The 19635-nt window shown below is 53.9% G+C and carries 17 protein-coding genes; 8 read left to right on the plus strand and 9 right to left on the minus strand.

Annotated elements, in window-relative coordinates:
- Nucleotides 1–38 precede the first annotated feature (38 nt).
- The 5 genes from OCA8868_RS01835 to OCA8868_RS01855 form a co-directional block, all read right to left on the minus strand.
- A complete protein-coding gene (locus OCA8868_RS01835) occupies nucleotides 39–1520 on the minus strand; it encodes an AMP-binding protein (protein ID WP_093994843.1) in 1482 nt (493 codons plus the stop codon).
- On the minus strand, nucleotides 1517–2932 hold the full coding sequence (sauS, locus tag OCA8868_RS01840; protein ID WP_093994844.1) for an acylating sulfoacetaldehyde dehydrogenase: 1416 nt from the start codon (nucleotides 2930–2932) through the stop codon (nucleotides 1517–1519). The genes OCA8868_RS01835 and sauS overlap by 4 nt, the downstream gene beginning before the upstream one ends.
- Nucleotides 2933–2994: 62 nt before the next feature.
- Nucleotides 2995–3960 (minus strand): tripartite tricarboxylate transporter substrate binding protein, encoded by a 966-nt coding sequence (locus OCA8868_RS01845; RefSeq protein ID WP_093994845.1) that lies wholly within the window; start codon nucleotides 3958–3960, stop codon nucleotides 2995–2997.
- A 44-nt stretch (nucleotides 3961–4004) separates the two neighbouring features.
- A complete protein-coding gene (locus tag OCA8868_RS01850) occupies nucleotides 4005–4469 on the minus strand; it encodes a tripartite tricarboxylate transporter TctB family protein (RefSeq protein WP_093994846.1) in 465 nt (154 codons plus the stop codon).
- On the minus strand, nucleotides 4466–5977 hold the full coding sequence (locus OCA8868_RS01855) for a tripartite tricarboxylate transporter permease (protein WP_093995480.1): 1512 nt from the start codon (nucleotides 5975–5977) through the stop codon (nucleotides 4466–4468). Before OCA8868_RS01855 ends, OCA8868_RS01850 begins: the two co-directional genes overlap by 4 nt.
- Before the next feature lie 87 nt (nucleotides 5978–6064).
- Between OCA8868_RS01855 and OCA8868_RS01860 the strand changes: the two genes are divergently transcribed.
- Nucleotides 6065–7096 carry a substrate-binding domain-containing protein gene (locus tag OCA8868_RS01860; RefSeq protein ID WP_093994847.1) on the plus strand — a complete coding sequence of 344 codons (1032 nt, stop codon included), beginning with the start codon at nucleotides 6065–6067 and terminating at the stop codon, nucleotides 7094–7096.
- A 349-nt stretch (nucleotides 7097–7445) separates the two neighbouring features.
- Here OCA8868_RS01860 and OCA8868_RS01865 read toward each other — a convergent pair whose 3' ends face one another.
- The 3 genes from OCA8868_RS01865 to OCA8868_RS01875 all read right to left on the minus strand — a co-directional run bounded on the left by OCA8868_RS01865 (nucleotide 7446) and on the right by OCA8868_RS01875 (nucleotide 10604).
- A complete protein-coding gene (locus OCA8868_RS01865; RefSeq protein WP_143849475.1) occupies nucleotides 7446–7754 on the minus strand; it encodes a hypothetical protein in 309 nt (102 codons plus the stop codon).
- Nucleotides 7755–8511: 757 nt separating this feature from the next.
- The gene (locus OCA8868_RS01870) at nucleotides 8512–9753 is read right to left on the minus strand and encodes a PfkB family carbohydrate kinase (protein ID WP_093994849.1); all 1242 of its coding nucleotides are present in this window, start codon (nucleotides 9751–9753) and stop codon (nucleotides 8512–8514) included.
- A complete protein-coding gene (locus OCA8868_RS01875; RefSeq protein WP_093994850.1) occupies nucleotides 9750–10604 on the minus strand; it encodes an amidohydrolase family protein in 855 nt (284 codons plus the stop codon). Before OCA8868_RS01875 ends, OCA8868_RS01870 begins: the two co-directional genes overlap by 4 nt.
- 104 nt (nucleotides 10605–10708) lie before the next feature.
- Between OCA8868_RS01875 and OCA8868_RS01880 the strand changes: the two genes are divergently transcribed.
- On the plus strand, nucleotides 10709–11821 hold the full coding sequence (locus tag OCA8868_RS01880; RefSeq protein ID WP_093994851.1) for a mannitol dehydrogenase family protein: 1113 nt from the start codon (nucleotides 10709–10711) through the stop codon (nucleotides 11819–11821).
- Nucleotides 11821–12795 (plus strand): aldo/keto reductase, encoded by a 975-nt coding sequence (locus tag OCA8868_RS01885; protein ID WP_093994852.1) that lies wholly within the window; start codon nucleotides 11821–11823, stop codon nucleotides 12793–12795. The genes OCA8868_RS01880 and OCA8868_RS01885 overlap by 1 nt, the downstream gene beginning before the upstream one ends.
- Here OCA8868_RS01885 and OCA8868_RS01890 read toward each other — a convergent pair.
- On the minus strand, nucleotides 12792–13697 hold the full coding sequence (locus OCA8868_RS01890; protein WP_093994853.1) for a GntR family transcriptional regulator: 906 nt from the start codon (nucleotides 13695–13697) through the stop codon (nucleotides 12792–12794). The genes OCA8868_RS01885 and OCA8868_RS01890 overlap by 4 nt on opposite strands.
- 166 nt (nucleotides 13698–13863) lie before the next feature.
- Between OCA8868_RS01890 and OCA8868_RS01895 the strand changes: the two genes are divergently transcribed.
- The 5 genes from OCA8868_RS01895 to OCA8868_RS01915 all read left to right on the plus strand — a co-directional run bounded on the left by OCA8868_RS01895 (nucleotide 13864) and on the right by OCA8868_RS01915 (nucleotide 19220).
- Nucleotides 13864–14877 carry an ABC transporter permease gene (locus tag OCA8868_RS01895; RefSeq protein WP_093994854.1) on the plus strand — a complete coding sequence of 338 codons (1014 nt, stop codon included), beginning with the start codon at nucleotides 13864–13866 and terminating at the stop codon, nucleotides 14875–14877.
- Nucleotides 14878–14911: 34 nt separating this feature from the next.
- Nucleotides 14912–15853, plus strand: coding sequence for an ABC transporter substrate-binding protein (locus OCA8868_RS01900; RefSeq protein ID WP_093994855.1), 942 nt, complete (start codon nucleotides 14912–14914; stop codon nucleotides 15851–15853).
- Between the two features lie 70 nt (nucleotides 15854–15923).
- On the plus strand, nucleotides 15924–16709 hold the full coding sequence (locus tag OCA8868_RS01905; RefSeq protein WP_093994856.1) for an ATP-binding cassette domain-containing protein: 786 nt from the start codon (nucleotides 15924–15926) through the stop codon (nucleotides 16707–16709).
- On the plus strand, nucleotides 16706–17719 hold the full coding sequence (locus tag OCA8868_RS01910) for a zinc-binding alcohol dehydrogenase family protein (protein ID WP_218822665.1): 1014 nt from the start codon (nucleotides 16706–16708) through the stop codon (nucleotides 17717–17719). The genes OCA8868_RS01905 and OCA8868_RS01910 overlap by 4 nt, the downstream gene beginning before the upstream one ends.
- Nucleotides 17712–19220 (plus strand): UxaA family hydrolase, encoded by a 1509-nt coding sequence (locus tag OCA8868_RS01915; RefSeq protein WP_093994857.1) that lies wholly within the window; start codon nucleotides 17712–17714, stop codon nucleotides 19218–19220. Before OCA8868_RS01910 ends, OCA8868_RS01915 begins: the two co-directional genes overlap by 8 nt.
- Nucleotides 19221–19635: the final 415 nt, after the last annotated feature.

A 19635-nucleotide genomic window follows, 5' to 3' on the forward strand; every position in this document is an offset into this window, starting at 1 on the left:
ACAGAATTGGAGCAAAGCGGACTTTGGAAAAGTCAGCCTCAAAGGATTTCGGAGAGCTTTAGCCGTTGAATTTTCCCTGATGGGCCCTTTGGCAATTCTTTCATGAAATGTATTCGGTCCGGGGATTTGAATGCGCCAAGACGCTGCGAGCACAAGGACAACAGGTCAGCTTCGGCCAACCTTGAACCTTCGCAGACGGCAACTGCCGCTTCGACCCGTTCGCCGTACCGCGTACAGGGCCGAGCGAACGCTGCGGCCTCAACGACCTCGTTGTGACTGTAAAGAATCTCATCAATTTCACGCGGCGCAATGTTTTCGCCGCCTTTGATGATCAGCTCCTTTAAGCGACCTGTTACAAAGACATAGCCGTCTTCATCCATACGTCCAAGATCGCCCGTGCGCAGCCAATCGCCAGCAAAAGTAGCGGCAGTGGCGTCTGGATTGGACAGATACTTGCGCATAACGTTCGGGCCGCGCACGGCGATTTCGCCCTCGGCGCCGCGCGGGGCCTCTGTCAGGTCACTGGCCATGATCTGCACGTCATTGCCAAAGCCCACACCAGGCGAGCCAATTTTTCGCACGCCCGGTGGCAGTGGGTTGGATAAAATCTGGGCGGCTGTTTCCGTCAATCCCATGGTTTCAATGATCGGCACACCAAAGCGCGTTTCAAAAGCCGATTGGGTTTCCACGGCGAGGGCCGAAGACGCAGATCGCCCGAACCGAAGGCGCGTGCCCGCCTGTGGATTAGCCGCACCGTGCAACAAATGGCTGATGATGGTCGGCACAACCGAGAACCAAGTGGCCTCGCCCTCAGCAATTTGGGTCCAAAATTTACTGGCGGAGAACTTCGACACCATTACCAGCGATCCACCTGACACCAACGCACCCATCACGGTCACGCACAGCCCGTTGATGTGATAGATTGGTAAAACGCAAAACCCGCGATCGTCACCACTCAGCCTGTGGGCCACAGCAGTGGTCCAGCCGCCCGCCATAAGGCTCGAATGGCTATGCACAACGCCTTTGGGTTTCCCAGTAGTGCCTGATGTATACATCAACAATGCATGGTCGTCGGGGCCGATATCCGACAGTTCTGTCATCGCGGACAGCGCCGCGGGGTTCAATTCAACCACACCTTTTGGGGCGACGTTCCCAAAGGTCTCACGCTGAGACGGATGCACCATTGCAAAGCGCGCGCCAGAGTGGTCAAGCGCGTAGGCAATGGCATCCGGCCCCGCCGCAAGGTTGATCATCGTCGCACGAAACCCACCGTAAAGCGTGGCGTAGGTGGCAATCAGTCCGTCGCGCCCGTTGGGGTGGATGATGGCAACGCTTTCGCCTTTCGCGATACCTTGAGCTGCCATTTTCTGGGCCATGTCACGGGCGTCATCGCGCAAGCTGCGCCATGTCAGGGTCTCAGATGTTTCGGGGAACACAACGGCGATCCCATCCGCGTCTGCACGCGCGTCCAACCAATCACGAACTGTGCCGTTGGGGGGATGTGCGGGGTCAAATATCATTTGCCGACCTGTGCCCAGTACTCGCCAAAAATATCTTCAACAGCAGGTTCGCGAGGCGGTATTTCACGCACGATTTTGGTGCTTTGGATGAAGTGTTTCCAATGCAGATTTTCGTCGATGGAATTGCCGCCCCATGACCCACACCCCATAGACAGCGAGAATGGCATCCCGTTGTTGAATGCGCCGCCCGTTGCAAATGTATGCGCCTGATTGACGATCACGCGGCTGGTGGGGATTGCATTGGCAAGCGTTAAGGGCCGTGTGTCATCCTTGGTATGGATGCCAACGGAATGGCCCGCACCTTGGTGGAGTTGAACTTTGCGGGTTGTCGCAACCGCCGCGGCGAAATCATAAGCACGGTAGACGGTTAGCACGCGGCTGAGTTTCTCACCCGACAACGGAAAATCAGGCCCGATGCCGTTGCTCTCAACCGCTATGAATTGTGTGTCCGCAGGGACTTCGCCCGTTAGACCCAAGGCCTCGATCATTGGTGCCGCATCTTGGGCAATAGCACGTGGGTTCAGGTGCCCCTTCACCCAGAGCGTGCTGGTGATTTTGCTGTCATCCGTGATCAGCGCGCCGCCCGCTTTGGCCAGCTCAGCCATGAACGCATCATAGATTGCATCCAGCACCACGATTGAATTTTCTGAACTGCACGATGTGGCATTATCAAATGTCTTGGAGGCTGCGATCTTCTGCGCCGCCGCCGCAAGGTCAGCGGTTTCATCCACGATGACACAAACATTGCCCGCCCCGACCGCCAGCGCGGGCGTGCCACTGGTGTAAGCGCGTCTTACATTGTTCTGACTGCCCGTCACCACGATCAGATCAGCGATCTCCAGCAAACGCTGGGTCTTTTCCTTGGAGCCACGGCCAGGGATCATTTGCACCAGATCATGATCTAACCCGAGCTTGTCGAACTCGGCGTAAATATAGCCCAGCAAAGTCTCGCACGTCGGCACACCTTTGGGGGACGGTGAAACAATAATGGCATTGCCGCATTTCAGCGCGTTGATGATATTGTTGGCGGGCGTCGCGCCGGGGTTGGTGGAAGGCACAACAGCCCCGATCACACCAATCGGACGAGCGATTTCGGTTATTCCGGTTTCTGGATCATCACTGATGATGCCATAGGTCACTGCATCGGCGATATCGCGCATCAGGCCCAATGTCTTGCGATGGTTCTTGGTGATTTTGTCCGCGACATTGCCGAGGCCCGTGGTTTCAACAGCCAGTTCGGCGAGGTGTTTGTTGCGGCTCGGCTCCATAATCGCCCAAGCGGCGGCTTGGGCGGCGCGGTCATAAATTGCCTGCGATCCATTTATCTCAAAGGAGGCCTGTGCCGTGCGCGCACGCGCAACGATCGCCTCAACTTCTGCAATTTCTGCGGCGATGGGATCAATGGCGGTCATGGGAAATCCTTTGGTTTGGCGGGGCCACGATACAGCCCCGCCGTTGTTCGTTTGCTAGGCAATTAGAGGTCGGCCAGAAGCGCCTCAAGCGTCACTTGACGCTGTGCCCACATTTCCTGCACTTCGGCGCGGTTCATGATGTGCATAGGTGAACCACCTGCCGCCATACGCGATGCCACGCGGCCGTTCTCGAACATTGTTGGTACGACTGCCGCAAGGTGATCGATAATCGCCTGATCCGTGCCTGCTGGTACCATCACACCGCGGTAGTTCACCGATGCATTGTCGATCTCGTAACCTTGCTCCATCATTGTTGGCACATCATCGATGAACGCATTGCGCTCAAGATCAAAAACACCAAGGATTTTGACTGTGCCTGCTTCACGTGCACGGAACGCATCAGACAGGTTGTTCACGCCGCCCAGAACCTCACCTGCAATCACAGCGCGCATAGCACCAGCACCGCCTGCATTGTTCGGGATATAGGCCAATTCTACACCAGCCGCTTTTTCAAGCTGAAGCGCAGCAATGTGGTGACCCACAAACAGACCAGCACCCGAGAACGTCAAACCACCTGGATTGGCGGTCGCATAGGCAATCACGTCAGCCATTGAGTTGAACTCGCTGTCGGCACCAACCACGAAAACCGCAGGGTCCGCGCCCCAGTTTGCGATGGGTTCAAAGCTGTCGGTGGAATAGTCTACGCCGCCCTCGATGGACTGCGCGATGAAGTGGGGCACGTTGTAGGCGCCAAGCGTGTAGCCATCGGCCTCGGCCTGCGCCAGCCAGTTCCAACCGACGCGACCACCCGCGCCAGATTTATTCAGAATGGCGATGGGCATGTTCAACGCATCTTCGTTGCCAGCTGTCATGGTGACGATGCGTGCTTGGAAATCTGTCGCGCCGCCAGCACCATAGCTGACCATCAACATAACGGGACGTTCAGGGTAATCGCCATGCCCTTCGGCCATCGCGGTTCCGGTCATCGCCGTCAGCGCCAATGCGGCACCTGCAATCCATTTTTTCATTTTCTCTCTCCCTTGGTTATATCCCAAAACTGCCTCCCGCAGATTTAGGAAAAAATCTCTCGCGGTGTGTACACGTTCAAAAGCATCGCAAAGAGACCGTACATGACCGCTATAAATCCAGCGGTAATTAGAACCCGTTTGACCCATGTCTTCGCCTCTGTGTGGGGGGCGGGATCGTAGACGGTTAGTAGGATGAAAAAGGCAATTGCGGTGGCCGTGTAAAACCCAAGTTCTTTGGCGGCCCAAAATGCATAAATCAGTGTGACAATCAGGCCGGGCAATAGGTTACGCATATCTTGGCCGCTGAGGCCTTGACCAACTTTGGTGCGACCCAGCACCGCCTTAACGAATGTCCAAATCGCGAGGATCGCGAACACCGTCGCGATTAGGCGAGGAAAGACAAACGCATCCGCAGGTTCTTGCGTAAAGCTGATGTAAGCGACCGAAACGCCCACAGCGGCAATCGCGCCCGAGGCGAAGATGTGCTGGGTACGGGGAAGATCGTTCATGCGCTGGCCTCTTCTTTGGTGGTGTAACGGCGTTGGCGCAATTCCATCCAGATGGAGTAGCCAATCGAAGCGACAACGATCAAAATCAGCAACCAGTTCAGCCAGCCCGTAAAGAAATAAGCCATCTTGCCGACGGTGGCATTGGCGATCATCGCACCTTGCATGAAGTTTGCCTCTGCAATGGGTCCAAGGATCAGACCAAGGACCAGCGGTGCTGCCGAAAAACCGAAGCGTTCAAGGAAATACATGGCAAGGCCAAGGGAAGCCATGACGTAGACATCCCCCATAGAGTGACCAACGGAGTAGCTGCCAAACACCGCGAGCCCAAGGACGACAGCGGCCATCACCGAACGCGGCACACGGGCTACATTGGCTGCCCAACCCGCGATAAACAGGCCGAACATACACATCAGGATTTGCCCAACCAACATCGAGTTGATGAAAGGCCAGACCACTTGGGGGTATTGCGTGAACAAACTTGGTCCAGGGAAAATGCCGTGGATGAGCAAACCGCCAAGCAGAACAGCAGCGGTCGGTGATCCCGGTATCGACAGCGTCAACAATGGGACCAACGACGGGCCAACCATCGCATTGTTTGCACTTTCCGCGGCAATGACACCTTCGGGGTGACCTGTGCCAAATTTCCCGCTCTCGGGGCTCATCTTTTTGGATTGATCATAGGCGACAAGACCCGCGATCTGCCCGCCGACGCCGGGGATCAAGCCGATGATTGAACCAACGGACGTGCCAATCGCCAGCGCACGTTTGCGGCTGAATACTTCGCGAAACGCAGCGCCGATGGGATGGCGCTGCACGACGATTATCTCGGCATCCACGTTTGAGCGCCCCTTCGCGAACATGGCGATCACTTGCGGAATAGCGAACAGGCCAATCAACGCAGGAATTATGTTGATGCCGCCGCTAACAGAAGAATGAAAGATGAAGCGTTGCGCGCCCATGATGTCGTCAAATCCGATCGTGGCAAGCCACAGGCCGATGCACCCTGACAGCAGGCCTTTGACAACCGAACTGGAATCTAGCGTGCCGATAACAGTAACGCCTAAAATGGCGAGCCAGAACAGTTCGGACGGACCAAATGCCAGCGCCCAAGTGGCCAGAACCGGTGTCAGGAAAATCAACAAGAACACACCAAACAGACCGCCAATCGCCGATGCTATAAACGAAATTTGCAACGCCTTGGCGCCTTCGCCCTTTTGCGCCATCGTGTGACCATCCAGTGTGGTCGCAATATTGGCAGGTGCCCCCGGAATTTTTAGTAAAATCGCACTGACTGCGCCTCCTGCCACTGTCGATGTATAGGCTGCCCCAAGCAGGATAAGCCCCTGTTCTGGGGCGAGTTTGAAGGTGAACGGAATCATCAATGCGACCGTCATCGTCGGCGACAAGCCCGGCGTTGCGCCAAGTATCAAGCCGCCGATCGTACCCAGCAACAACAGCCCGAAGTTGATCGGGGTGAACACGTCGCCCATGTAGTACAGAAAATCCAAGCGCCGAGGCCTCCCCATCTTTGCAGTTGATCTTTGACGCTAAACAATGAAAATAGTTTTGCAAATGTTTTCATAAATGGATGGCAAGTGACTGATACAAAAGTAAAACAAGTCGATATTCTATCGGTTGCAAAGGCTGCTAACGTATCGCCGTCAACGGTGTCGCGCTATTTCAACCATCCCGAACTGGTCAAACTGGTCACGCGGCGCAGAATCGAAACGGCAGTACGCAAACAAGGCTATATTCGCAATCGCGCCGCCCAAACCATCCACGGCATTCGCAGCGGAACCATCGGCGTGATTGTCCCCACACTAGACCACGCGATCTTTGCCGAGGTCGTGCAGTCGTTTTCAGATACGGTCGCAGAACAGGGCTTTACGATCCTGTTGGCCTCGCACGGATATGATCAACAGCGCGAATATGCGATCCTGCGCAAGATGCTAGAGCACCGTGTGGACGGTATCGTTTTGACGGGTCTGGATCACGACGACGCGGTTTTTCGCCTGATCGACAGCCAGACTATTCCGTCGATCCTGATGTGGAATTACGCCGAAGACGCACGATATCCAAGCATCGGCTCCGACAACAATTCTGCGGGCGTGATGATTGCTGAACATGTGCTGTCTCAGGGTCACCGTGACATCGCCTGCATGTTCCCCCCGACCGGCGGAAATGACCGTGCTCAGGAACGCTTACTAGCCGTCATGCAAACACTTACAGACGCGGGGATTTGCGTGCCGGATCATTGGCAGTTGACGACAGTTTATAGCATCTCGGCCTCAAAACGAGATACCTTGGAGTTGCTGAATCGAACTGATCGACCCACGGCAATCATTTGCGGCAACGACATTCTCGCGACGGGTGCGCTCTACGGGGCCGCAGCTGCCGGATTGCGCGTGCCGGACGATATTTCCATTACGGGAATTGGGGATTTCAAAGGATCCGCCGAGATTGAGCCTGCCCTCACGACAGTCCGTATTCCCGCGAAACGCATCGGTCACAAAGCAGGGCTCGCGCTGTCTTCAGCCATCATCAACCCCAGCTCAGTGGCCACCGGTGTTCACTGCAAACCGAAGCTCATTATAAGATCATCAAGCAAGCCGCTGAGTGGACAGTAGCCAATCCAGCATTCAAGAGCGACAAAAGTCATCTGCGTCGAAACAGAAATTACTATACGTCGCGAATTGATTTTTGCACGGTCGAAAACCGCAGAAAGCCGACCTTGGAAGAATGTCTACTAACGGCAGCTTTGTCCCGCTAAGCGGCCAGTCATAATCCCTACTATGAATGTCAGCTTTGAGCATTGACATGCTACTGGCGTAACGCAGAAATCTGACAGAAATAAAACGACTATGCATTGACTCTATTTCGGCCCAATCAACCGTGGGTGGATCGAAATCTGCTAACCGGTTTTACGTTAAGGAACTCGGCGGCCGCCAAATGCAGCTGCCGGGTGTCATATATGTGTTAGTCTGAACTTGTGTCGCTCGAGGGTTTCGACATGTGATCCGCAACAAGCAGCTCGGCAAAATCCTTGATCTTCTGCTTCTCTTCATCCGTCAGCTTCATTTGCATCTTTGGCGGCTGCGGCGGGCCGATGAACTCTGTTTTATCTTTCATCAGCTCTTCGTACGTCAGTAGCTTCAGCTCAACGATCACAGGTCGTCGATCTTTTCCGTGTTCATCTAAGTACGGCTCGAAGATCCCGCCTGACAGTTCATCGATCAGCTCTTGCAAGAGCATCCGCTCGTCGTTGTGCACCATCTTGTAGTTCACGAAACGCCATTGCCGGAGAAGCGCCAGTAGCGAACTCAATGGAGAGCAGGTCAGAACTTGGGGCTAGAAGCCCGTTAAGCGGTCAAAGCCGTCCTTAGATAGCTATCGATGACATAAATGACATAAAATGAAGGGACCGACCAAAACACCCCTCCCAATCGATAACTGCATCGTGCTCAGCACAGATACGGCAGGCACTAACCGGCGCTACAATGGGTATTTGAGCGGTTTTACCGATGACCCGATGAGTTACTCGATCCCGTATTCTAGGAGTAATGCCTCAAGGTGTTCATCGCTATGGAATACGACGTCAACGTCATCAGTACTGATCAAACGCCCCCAGAAACCTCCTGACGGCGTTTTTAGCTCCTCGAACATTTCCAACCGCAAAGTTCGTGCGGAGCGGTAGCTTATCCCACAAAATGATACGTGTACTTTACAAAATAGTCGAAATATCAGCTCGACCGAACCACATGGTCATTCGTCCACAGTCCATCATTTCATCAGCCTGAACGACTGCTTTGCGGACTTTTCTGCCGTTCGGGGTGTTGAATTGTATGTCCGCTCTTTGACGTACCACATCGGGTCCCCTCTGTTTACTTCGATAGCGATTTCCCCCAATGCTTCCTTTTCGCCAAAAGTGTGCTGCGCCCCAGTAATACTGCGGCGCGGACATTAGGTACGTTGCGCGGTTTCTAAACCAATCACAAAACGGTCTGAGTATTGGTGCCGTTTGGGGTAAAAAGGACCACGTCAATTAAGCCAAATGAAACACTTCTTCCATTTCCGCCCACCATTCGCCATCTGCTCGGGTTTCAAAAGGGTCCTGCATTGGTCCGCAAACCGCCCACCATTCTTGGGTTATGGGGTCAGCCGCAATGGCTGCATTGTCAGCTTCGAAATCGCTTCCAGTATATTCAAAATACCCAAACATAAGGAACTCGGGTTTTTTGAGATAGATAGAATAGTTTGTGAAGTGGGACGCTTTTAAACGACTAAGCACACCGGGCCAAACGTCGGCGTGGAGGCGTTTGTATTCATCTAGGTGCTCTGGCCGTAGACGAATGACACTGCCCATACGGTTTGCTTTGGAGGCTGCCACGCGCGGCAAGATAGCGCCTTGATGCGTGACAACACGGGCCGCCAATGCATGGGCTTCGACCGCGGCTTCTGCTTGCGTCTTGTCAGCTGCGATTGCCGCAAGGTAGGCACCGTTGAAACTATCACCAGCCCCTGTTGTGTCGACAACTCTGTCGGCTTTGGCAAAGTTTTCGATGTCGTCGGATAATGGGATAAGCAATGGTCCTGCATCGCCACACTTCAACGCGCCAGATTGCGCACCTGTCGCAACGATACGATTAACGATACCCGAGGTGGTCTTGTCGCCGAACAAATCCGCTTCGTCTTCGTATGACGGCAAGGCGATGTCAGTGATTTCCCAAAAGCGGGTTATCTCGCGACGCGCGGTGGTTGTCGCGTCCCACAGTTTGGGCCGGTAATTGGAATCAAAAGCGACCTTGAGGCCTGACGCGCGGTGCGCGGCTAAGGCATTCCAAAGGCGGTCGCGTGCATTTGGCGTCAAGATAGCAAGGGTGATGCCCGACAGATAGACCAGATCAGCCATCTCAATCGCTGCCAAATGCGGTGAGGTGTCGGTAGCAAACATGGCGCGCGCGGCAGAGGCGTCGCGCCAATAATGGAAGCTCCGCTCGCCGTTTTCGTCATTTTGGATGGCGTATATACCGATTTGGCGGTTTGGGTCGCGGCTGACGTGATCGGTCTGAATACCTTCGCGTGTCATCAATTCCAAAACAGCATCAGACAGAGTATCTTCCCCGATAGCCGTAACATAGTGGACGGCGATATCGCGGTTTTGGACCGATCGGGCACAATAGATGGCGGTGTTCAGCGTATCGCCACCAAAGGCAACTGCTAGGTCGGATGCACGACGCGAGATTTCTGCCAAAGGTTCGCCAATGCACAAAATGTTATAGGTCATGATAATAGCTCCAAGCCATAAAAGCGGGTGGCAGTGCCACCGTAGATGTCTGCTTTGTCCTGATCATTCAGATCAGCGAAAAGCGTGTCAGACACAGCGCGCCACTGCGCATAGTCCCCTGCAAGGTTTAGGACAGGCCAATCGCTCCCCCACATGGTTCTGTTGGAACCAAAGTGGTCCACAACATAGGCAACCACATCCAGTAGGGATTGAGCGTTCCAACCTGGACCCGCTTCATTTGCGAGGCCAGAGATTTTACACATTGTATTGGGCAATGCTGCCAAGCGTGCCATGCCATCGCGCCATGTATCACCAGCGTCAGCGCCACCTGCTATGATGGGCTTGGCGCAATGATCTATCACGATGGACAACTGCGGCAGGTCCGCCGCGACACCTGCAAGAACGTCCAGATGGCACGGCACGACAAGGGCGTCCAATCGCAGTCCGCGTTCTGCAACGGCCGCCAAATTGGCCATAACAGTCGGTTTTGAAATCCAGTTGGTGTCTTCGATGTCTTGTAGCATCGGCCGCACGCCCTTGAAGACGGATGATGCCATCAAGTGATCCAATACGCTTGGGCATACTGGATCTTCCAGATCAACCCAGCCAACCACGCCTTTTATAAAGGGGGTGTCTTTGGCTAAGCGAAGGAGAAATTCTGTTTCAGCTATCGTTGCGGCCGCTTGGACTACGACAGTTCCTGCAATGTCGTGTTTTGCCAACAGGGGTGACAGGTCAGCCGGCAGGGTGTCGTGGCGGATTTCAGCGACGTCGTCAGTCATCCAATCGTAGTCACCGCGTGTAATTTGCCAAAAATGCTGGTGTGCATCGATTTTAGGAGATGTGGACATCAGGCTTTCCTCGAAGACGTGGTTGACTTAAGATGTTTTGTATAATTAAAAACACCCAAACGTAAAGCGCCGAGTTTCACCTTGCGCCCTTGAGAGGATCGCCTTTGCAGCCCACGCCCATTCTTCAGTTCGGAACGAGCCGCTTTTTGCAGGCGCATGCCGATCTATTTGTCTCGCAAGCGATGCAAAACGGCCAAGAGGTTGGTCCGATCACGGTAGTGCAAAGCTCTGGCGATCCAAGCCGTGCTGCGCGTTTGGCCGCACTGGTTGGGTCTTACCCTGTTCGTGTCGAAGGCTTGATCAAAGGTACAAGGGTGCAGGAAACGCTGGATGTAACAAGTGTTGCACGGACACTGTCGACATCCACGGACTGGGATGAAGTTGCGCGTATCTTCGTGGAAGAGGCAAGAATCGTTTTGTCGAATACTGGTGATACCGGATTTGCGCCCCAAAAATGCGACAGCGATCCATCTTTCGACCAAGCCATGTCATACCCCGCCAAGCTGACCCATCTTCTACGGCTTCGGTTTGCAAATAATTCAGCCCCTATTCAGATCATGCCGATGGAATTGATCGTTGATAATGGGACGGTCTTAAAGACCCGTGTCATGGCGTTGGCACAGAATGATGGGCCCGAATTTCGGGACTATTTGGAACGTGAGGTGATATGGGTGAACTCGCTGGTGGACCGGATTGTGTCACAACCGCTGGAACCGGCAGGTGCCGTTGCCGAACCCTACGCGCTTTGGGCGATTGAGGATCAACCCGGTCTTGTCCTGCCGTGTGACCATCCCTCAGTGCAACTCGTGCCATCGTTATCTGACATTGAGGCGCTCAAGCTCTTTGTCCTGAACCTTGGCCATACGTTTCTGGCGGATCGGTGGCTTCGCAATAAAGGCGCTGATGATGTGCTTGTGCGTCATATTGTTGACGACGCCGCTGAACTTGCGCAGCTCAAGTTCGTTTTGCAAAATGAGGTCCGCCCGGTGTTCGTCGCAGCGCGCCTTGCGGATGCGTTCGATGCTTATGTCGTCACCACCATAGAGCGCTTTGCCAACCCATTCCTCGACCACCGGATCGCTGATATTGCACAAAACCATGCCCAAAAAGTCGGCCGCCGGATTTCGGCGATGCTGGACTGGGCCGTTGCAAAGGGCGATCTCTCAGCAAAGCCGATCCTGTCAGAAATCGCCGCACAACATAAGGAACACACCTGATGAATATCATCACAAAACCGGTCGGCAAGACCAACGTTTCTGTCACGTCCCTGTCCTTTGGCTGTGCCAGCATTGGTAACTTGGGCGGTGTTGTGCGCGACGCAGACGCCACGGCAGTCATGCAGCGCGCGTGGGAGGCGGGCATTCGCTATTTCGACACGGCCCCACACTACGGGCGCGGGCTGTCCGAGCAACGCATCGGTACATTTTTGCAGACTAAGCCGCGTGACGCCTATGTGCTGTCCACCAAAGTTGGCCGCGTTTTGTCTCCCGGTGCTGCGATGGACGAGGCCGACGGCTTTGCTCAGCCTTTGCCAAACGCCGTCCGCTACGACTATTCCGCCGATGGCATCCGTGACAGCTTTGAAAGCAGTTGCGAGCGGCTTGGCACAAGTCATATTGAGATCCTCTTTGTCCATGACATTGGCGACTACACACACGGGGTTGCAGGGGCTGCGCATTTGGACGACCTTCTGGGATCAGGGATGGGCGCGCTGCGCGATCTCAAACAAGCGGGACGCATTGGCGCGATTGGGCTTGGGGTGAACGAAAGTCAGGTCTGCATCGACGTGATGCACCATGAAACATTAGATACAATTCTGCTGGCCGGACGCCTGACCTTGCTTGATCGCGAGGCCGAGGCAGGTTTGCTTGATTTATGTGCATCCCAAGGCACGAGCCTTGTGTTGGGTGGAATCTTCAATTCTGGTATTTTGGCAACGGGCCCAAAACCCGGTGCTTGGTTCGACTACGCGCCAGCATCACAAGATATCTTAGATCAGGTTACTGCATTGCAAGCGCGTGCCGAAACCGCTGGCCTGACACTGGCCGAAGCGTCGTTGCAATTTGCATTAAACCATCCGGCGGCGTGTTCGGTGCTACTTGGCACTGGCAAGGTGAGCTCGCTTGAGCGCAATCTCGCAGCCGCAAACAAAGATCTCTCTGCAGAGGCCCTTGCTTTTGTAACAACTTAAGACCCGTGGCTGTTCGCCTTAAGCGAACTCAACAGGGTTTGTTTTGACGTGGCAAGGTGGCGTTTTGCAGCGGCCTGAGCGCTGTTCAAATCGCGGCTACGTAAGGCATCGATGTAATCCAAATGTTCCCTGATAGCGTTTTCGTTGCGGACGCGTTCATCCGACTTATTCCACTGAAAGTGATAGTGGAACACGAGTGAGATGACCTTTTGGAACTCCTTCACGAACCTGTTTGTGACCACGTTATTGATGGCTGTGTGGAAAGTTTCATCCAACTGTGAAAAGTCATGAAAGTCCTGATCAATTCGGTCGAGCAGGTCGTTGTGATCGTTCTCAAGCTGATCAAGACGCAGCCAAATTTCATGCGAGTCCGGCAGCGTCACAATATGACTGACCGAATTGATTTCGAGCAATGTGCGGAAGTCTGACAGTTCGAGCGCGTAGTCCCGTGTGAACCCGTGCAGGACCCAGCCCCCCTTTGGACGTCTGACAACAATTCCAAACCGGCTGAGGGATGAAAAGAATTCTTGGAGTGTGTGCGCCGCGACTGAAAACTCTTTGGACAGTTGTGCGACGTTCAACGTGGTGCCCGGCGGGACGTCCATGCGCAGAACCCAATCAAGGAATCGCCCTTCCAATTCGTCAATGTTTAGAAGAACAGGGGGCGCTTCGACACGATCCGTTTTTGTGGATCGCCGTTTTATGACTTTTTCACGGCCTTGTAGTACAATCATTGCTTGTTCATCTAACCGTGCCAAAACCCTGCGCACCACGGTTCGGCTAACTCCAAGACGCAATGCCAAGGCATTTTCTGACGGCAACAGGGCGCCAATTTCCATGGCGTCACAGATAGTTAGCATTTCAGTATGTGCTTCGACAAAGCGGGTGTTCGTACGTGCCATTGAGCTTCTTGTTCCTGATTGTGACATGACCTTCATAGCTGTCTTTTACGAAATGTTCAAAAAAATTAAAAACACTTGACGTCGCAATATTGACGCCGTACGGTTTTTTATTATTAAAGACATAAAACTCTCAGATGAGTTGGATTGTCGCGGGAGGAAGATCAACATGGCTGCCAATGACGGCAAATCAAAACTCAGCTTTTTGCCCAGTGGGTCGACGCTGCACAAGATCTCAGCATTGCTGACGCTGCTCTTGTTGATTCTGGCATTCTCGTTCACGAGCCCTGCCTTTCTGACAGTGAACAACGGTTTGACTGTTTTGCTCCAGACTTCGGTCATTGGCTTGTTGGCGATTGGGATGACCATGGTCATCATAACTGGCGGCATCGACCTGAGTGTTGGCTCGGTCTTGGCCTTGGCCGGGGTGGTCGCCGGACTGGTCATCAAGGCTGGTGTGCCAGTTATCCCTGCCATGGCGCTTGGCATTATGGCGGGCGCGGCATGTGGGTTCGTAAACGGTCTTGTCATCACCAAGATGCGGATCACGCCCTTTGTCGCAACGCTCGGTATGATGATGATTGCACGTGGTATTGCGCTGCAATTGACAGGCGCGGCCCCGATCAGTCGTCTTGGCGAGGCTTTTGGCACGCTTGGCAACGGTACATTCTTCCGCGTGGTTGAGATGCAGGACAACGGTTTTCCAAAGGTTATCTTTGCAGGTGTTCCTTATCCGGCTGTGCTGTTGATCATTGTCGCGATCATCGGCGCGTTCCTTTTACAAAAGCGTCAGATCGGTCGTCATATCTTTTCCGTAGGTTCTAACGAAGAGGCGGCACGCCTGTCGGGTGTAAATGTCGACCGTACAAAAATTTGGGCCTACACCGCGTCAGGTGCATTGGCTGGGCTTTCAGGCATGGTTTTGATGTCTCGCCTTGTCACCGTGCAGCCAAACGAAGGCGTCATGTACGAACTGGATGCCATCGCAGCATCCGTCATCGGCGGAGCGTCCCTGATGGGCGGCGTCGGCAGCATTTCCGGCAGTATGATCGGATCATTCATCATCGGCGTTCTACGCAATGGCCTGAATATGGCGGGCACCTCTGCCTTCATTCAGCAGATCATTATCGGGATCGTGGTGATCGGGGCGGTCTATATCGACCAGTTCCGGAACAAGAAATAACTAACGACACGAAAGTCTTCAAAGGGAGGAAACCATGAAGAAATTACTTACAACAGCCCTCGTTACAGGCGTCCTGGCGACAGCAGCATCCGTTGCAGCCGCAGGTGAAATCGCTGTAATCGTCAAGACGACGAACTCCAGCTTCTGGCAGAACGTCAACAAAGGCGCGTCCGCAGCCATCGAGGGCATCAGCGAACACACGATGACGTTCAACGGCCCAGCCGCTGAATCTGCAATAGCTGATCAGGTTGCTTTGGTTGAGAACGCCATCAACCGTGGCGTTGCAGCGATTGTGCTTGCACCATCCGACCCAGAAGCTCTGGCGCCAGTCGTTCGGCGTGCGTTTGAAGCCGGTATTCCTGTTGCAATCATCGACAGTGGCTTGGCCGAAGGCAGCGAGCAATACTTCCAAGCATTCTTGTCCACAGACAACTGCGCTGCTGGTCAGCAAGCTGCACAGATGATGATCGACAACGCAGGGTCGACCGGCAAAGTTGCCGTCATGTCATACGTTGCTGGCGTAGGCTCTGAAATCGGTCGCGTTGGTTGCTTCGTTGACTACATCGGCGAAAACTCTGATATCGAAATCGTTGGTCCACTGTATTCACAGTCCCAAATGGCGACTGCTTTGAACCAGACAACCGACCTTCTGGCTGCAAACGACGATTTGATTGGTATCTTCGGTGCCAACGAGCCAACAGCCATCGGCATGGGCCGCGCAATCGAACAGGCTGGCAAAGCGGGTCAACTGGTCGCGATAGGTTTCGACGGCAACGCTGATCTGCAAGACATGGTCAATAGCGGCACATTGCTGGCAACAGCCGTGCAAGGTTCTTTCCAAATGGGTGAGCTTGGCGTGAACGCTGTTGCTGACATTCTGGCGGGAACACCTGTCACTGACTTCATCGACACTGGCGTTGTGATGGTCACAAAAGAGAACATCGACACACCAGTCGCACAGAACGTTCTTTACTAATTGCGCTTGTTTTACTCGGGTCGACGCGTTTACGCGCGTCGGCCCAACTTCTTCTCTGATAGGATTTCAAATGTTGGACACAGCCTCTCAAAATACGCCTCTGATCCAGATGATGGATATCGATAAGCAGTTTGGTGGTGTCCATGCTGTGCAAGGTGTCTCTGTTGATCTCTATCCAGGTGAAGTCGTTGGTGTTTTAGGTCATAACGGTGCCGGAAAATCCTGCCTGATGCGTATGCTATCGGGCGCCATGACGCTCAGCGGTGGGCAAATAAATGTCAACGGAACCACTGTTGAATTCAAGTCGCCGCAAGACGCAAAGAAATATGGGATTGAGACGATTTACCAGACTTTGGCATTAGCCAATCATCTGGATGCAGCCGCTAATCTCTTCCTCGGCCGCGAGCTTAAGACCCGTTTCGGGAACCTTGATGAGGCACGCATGTATGCCGAGACAAAGGAAGCCTTACGCCAACTCAACCCGAATTTCAAAAATTTGAAAGACCCCGTTTCCAAGCTGTCCGGTGGTCAAAGACAAGTTATCGCAATTGCCCGCGCGATCTATTTTCAAGCAAAAGTACTGGTCATGGACGAGCCGACTGCGGCGCTTGGCCCCTCGGAAACCGCAATGGTCGCGGATTTGACAATCCGTCTGAAGAACGAAGGCATCGGGATCTTCCTGATCAGCCACGACATGCACGACGTCTTTGATTTGTGCGACCGCGTGATCGTGATGAACAAGGGGCGCAACGTTGGTGCCTTCGCGATTGGCGACGTGAATAAGGACGACATCCTCAGCCTGATCATTAAAGGCACATTGCCTGATGATTGGACACCACGGGGGCAAGCCGCATGAGCACTGATACAATGCGCGCCGGTGTTGTCGTTGAACCTGGCACCTTTGCGGTGCAAGACCGCCCCGTCGTCACCGAAGTTCCTGATGGCTGGGTTCTGATTGATATCTGCGCAGTTGGGCTGTGCGGCACAGACTATCATATCTTTGAGGGCAAGCATCCGTTTCTCGCCTACCCCCGCGTCATCGGTCACGAGCTCAGCGGGCGTGTTCTTGAGGACACAGATAACTGGTCGGCCGGCGATCTTGTTGTGGTAAACCCGTATCTGTCATGCGGCGATTGTCGTGCTTGCCGACGTGGTAAGCCGAACTGCTGCTCAAAAATCGAAGTGCTTGGTGTTCACCGCGATGGTGGGCTCGTCCCCCAGCTGGCTGTCCCTGCGCAAAATCTTTACGCTGCGGATGGGTTGACCTCTCTACAAGCCGCAATGGTCGAGTTTTTGGCCATTGGCGCGCATGCTGTGCGGCGATCTGGTGTCACCAACGGTGACACGGTGCTTGTGACAGGTGTCGGGCCCATTGGGATTGGTGCTGCTCTTTTTGCACGTCTTAAGGGCGCGCATGTCACATTGCTGGATCTCAGTACAGAACGCCTTGCTATGGCGGCTGACAAATTCGGTTTTGACAGCGGACACACGAGCGTTGAGGCGGCCATCAAAGCCACGGATGAAGGTTATGATGTGCTCTTTGACGCAACCGGACATGGCGGCGCGATTGAGGCGGGCTTTCCTGCCGTAGCCCATGGCGGATCGTATGTACTGGTGAGCGTTGTCAAAGATGACATCACCTTTAACGACCCTGAATTCCACAAACGTGAAATGCGCCTTATTGGTAGCCGCAACGCGCTCAAGGTAGATTTCGATTGGGTCATGTCAGCCTTCCGCGACAATTTGATTGATGCCGATGCGCTTAGCTCTAACGTCATTTCCCTAGATGACTTGACGATTGCATTCGGTGAATTGGCGGCAGATCGTGCAGGCCTGATTAAGGCGATTGTGCAATTAAATGAGTGAGGACGCGATGGCCAAAACGCTGCGCCTGAACGAGATTGATAATGTTGCCATCGCGCTATCCGCGCTGGAAGCAGGTGAGGATATCGCAACAACCGCGATCCCGCGCTCACATAAAGTGGCGATCGTTGACATTGCGGCGGGTGCCCATGTGCTACGCTACGGCCAAATCATCGGCAGAGCAGAGCGTTTCATTCCCGCCGGCACGCACGTGCATGTCCACAACATAAGCATGAGCGGGCATTCCAGCGAACATGCCTTTTCCTCGTCTGTTAAGCATCTCATGGCACCTGAATTTGCCCGTACATTCGAAGGCTATCACCGAGAAGATGGTAGTGTTGGTACCCGCAATTATATCGGCGTGCTCACGTCGGTAAATTGCTCGGGCTCGGTTGCGCGTTTCATCACTGAGACGGTGGAAAAGTCTGGCATATTGGGTGATTATCCCAATGTCGACGGTATTGTGCCAATCGTACACGGCAGTGGATGTGGCATGGCCAATCGCGGCGACGGCTACGATATCTTGCTACGCACATTGTCAGGCTATGCGCGCAATCCAAATTTCGGCGCGATCCTATTGGTTGGGCTTGGCTGTGAAGTGCTGCAACTCGCTGAACTGGTGGGCGACCGTAAGATCACCAAAGACGGTGCGTTACGCTACATGACGATCCAGCAGATGGGCGGTACACGCCGTACCATTGAAGCCGGGCTTGCGCATGTTGCGTCACTTGCGGAACTAGCGAACCAAGCAAGCCGCGCGCCCGCGCCAGTATCTACGCTGACTTTGGGCATGCAATGTGGTGGATCGGATGGATACTCCGGCTTTACCGCTAATCCGGCTTTGGGCATCGCATCCGATCTATTGGTGCAACATGGCGGTACATCGATCCTTTCGGAAACATCCGAAATTTACGGAGCAGAACATCTTTTGACTTGCAGGGCTGTGTCGACGGATGTCGGACAGTTGCTTTTGGATAAGATTACGTGGTGGGAAAACTACTGCGCGGCTCACGGCGCAAAAATGGACAACAACCCCAGTCCCGGCAACAAGCGCGGCGGTCTGACAACAATCCTAGAAAAATCGTTGGGAGCTGTCGCCAAGGGTGGTCAGGCCCCGTTGTCGGGCGTTTTTGATTATGGCGCAACTCTCACAACTAAGGGCTTCGTCTTTATGGACAGCCCAGGCTACGATCCATGCTCTGTCACAGGGCAGGTTGCGTCAGGTGCAAACCTTATTGCGTTTACGACCGGCCGTGGGTCTGTTTCAGGTTATAAGCCTGCACCTTGCATCAAGCTGTCATCAAACTCCGATCTATTTGCGCGCATGGGCGAAGACATCGACATCAATTGCGGCGACATCGTGGAAGGCGTTTCACTTGCTGCGAAGGGCGCAGAAATCTTTGAAAAGCTTATTGATGTTGCTAGTGGCCAAGAGACGAAAAGTGAGGGCTTTGGTTTTGGAGGTGTTGAGTTCGTACCCTGGCAGATGGGCGCTGTGCTATAATCGAGCTGTAGCGTCATGCAAAAGGTGCAAACTATATTTGCGGCGTAAATCAGTCGAAATCCCACCGATGTCGCAATTGCCAGCTCTGGTTTTGACAGAGACCGAAGGGTTGCGGTCTTTCCATGTATCAACGAGACGCCCAGCATCTCACAAATCGCTCCTAAAGCGCCGATCGGAAAGCGACGAGCCCAACCTTGAGAAATTGCGCCATGGTTAGTTCAGCATCCATCAAGAGATCGACTATCGTCGGGACCCCATTCGCGAACGCCAAACGTGACACAAATGATGTTGTCGTCTCATCAGGATGGCGTGGAACCGTGTTCTTCAATCTCATGGGTGTGGATTTTGCAAAGAAAAAGGGGGGCCACAAGGGCACCCCGAGGTTCGAATGACTGAGCTCACTAGTTTACCGCCC

The organism is Octadecabacter ascidiaceicola, assembly GCF_900185015.1.
GTDB lineage: Bacteria > Pseudomonadota > Alphaproteobacteria > Rhodobacterales > Rhodobacteraceae > Octadecabacter > Octadecabacter ascidiaceicola.

Excerpts from the sequence above, each read along its gene's own strand:
- OCA8868_RS01845 (WP_093994845.1), bottom strand. The coding sequence starts at position 3,960 with ATGAAAAAATGGATTGCAGGTGCCGCATTGGCGCTGACGGCGATGACC.
- OCA8868_RS01910 (WP_218822665.1), top strand. The coding sequence starts at position 16,706 with ATGAGCACTGATACAATGCGCGCCGGTGTTGTCGTTGAACCTGGCACC.
- OCA8868_RS01890 (WP_093994853.1), bottom strand. The coding sequence starts at position 13,697 with ATGGCACGTACGAACACCCGCTTTGTCGAAGCACATACTGAAATGCTA.
- OCA8868_RS01870 (WP_093994849.1), bottom strand. The coding sequence starts at position 9,753 with ATGACCTATAACATTTTGTGCATTGGCGAACCTTTGGCAGAAATCTCG.
- OCA8868_RS01835 (WP_093994843.1), bottom strand. The coding sequence starts at position 1,520 with ATGATATTTGACCCCGCACATCCCCCCAACGGCACAGTTCGTGATTGG.
- OCA8868_RS01885 (WP_093994852.1), top strand. The coding sequence starts at position 11,821 with ATGAATATCATCACAAAACCGGTCGGCAAGACCAACGTTTCTGTCACG.
- OCA8868_RS01895 (WP_093994854.1), top strand. The coding sequence starts at position 13,864 with ATGGCTGCCAATGACGGCAAATCAAAACTCAGCTTTTTGCCCAGTGGG.
- OCA8868_RS01915 (WP_093994857.1), top strand. The coding sequence starts at position 17,712 with ATGAGTGAGGACGCGATGGCCAAAACGCTGCGCCTGAACGAGATTGAT.
- sauS (WP_093994844.1), bottom strand. The coding sequence starts at position 2,932 with ATGACCGCCATTGATCCCATCGCCGCAGAAATTGCAGAAGTTGAGGCG.
- OCA8868_RS01850 (WP_093994846.1), bottom strand. The coding sequence starts at position 4,469 with ATGAACGATCTTCCCCGTACCCAGCACATCTTCGCCTCGGGCGCGATT.
- OCA8868_RS01875 (WP_093994850.1), bottom strand. The coding sequence starts at position 10,604 with ATGTCCACATCTCCTAAAATCGATGCACACCAGCATTTTTGGCAAATT.
- OCA8868_RS01900 (WP_093994855.1), top strand. The coding sequence starts at position 14,912 with ATGAAGAAATTACTTACAACAGCCCTCGTTACAGGCGTCCTGGCGACA.
- OCA8868_RS01905 (WP_093994856.1), top strand. The coding sequence starts at position 15,924 with ATGTTGGACACAGCCTCTCAAAATACGCCTCTGATCCAGATGATGGAT.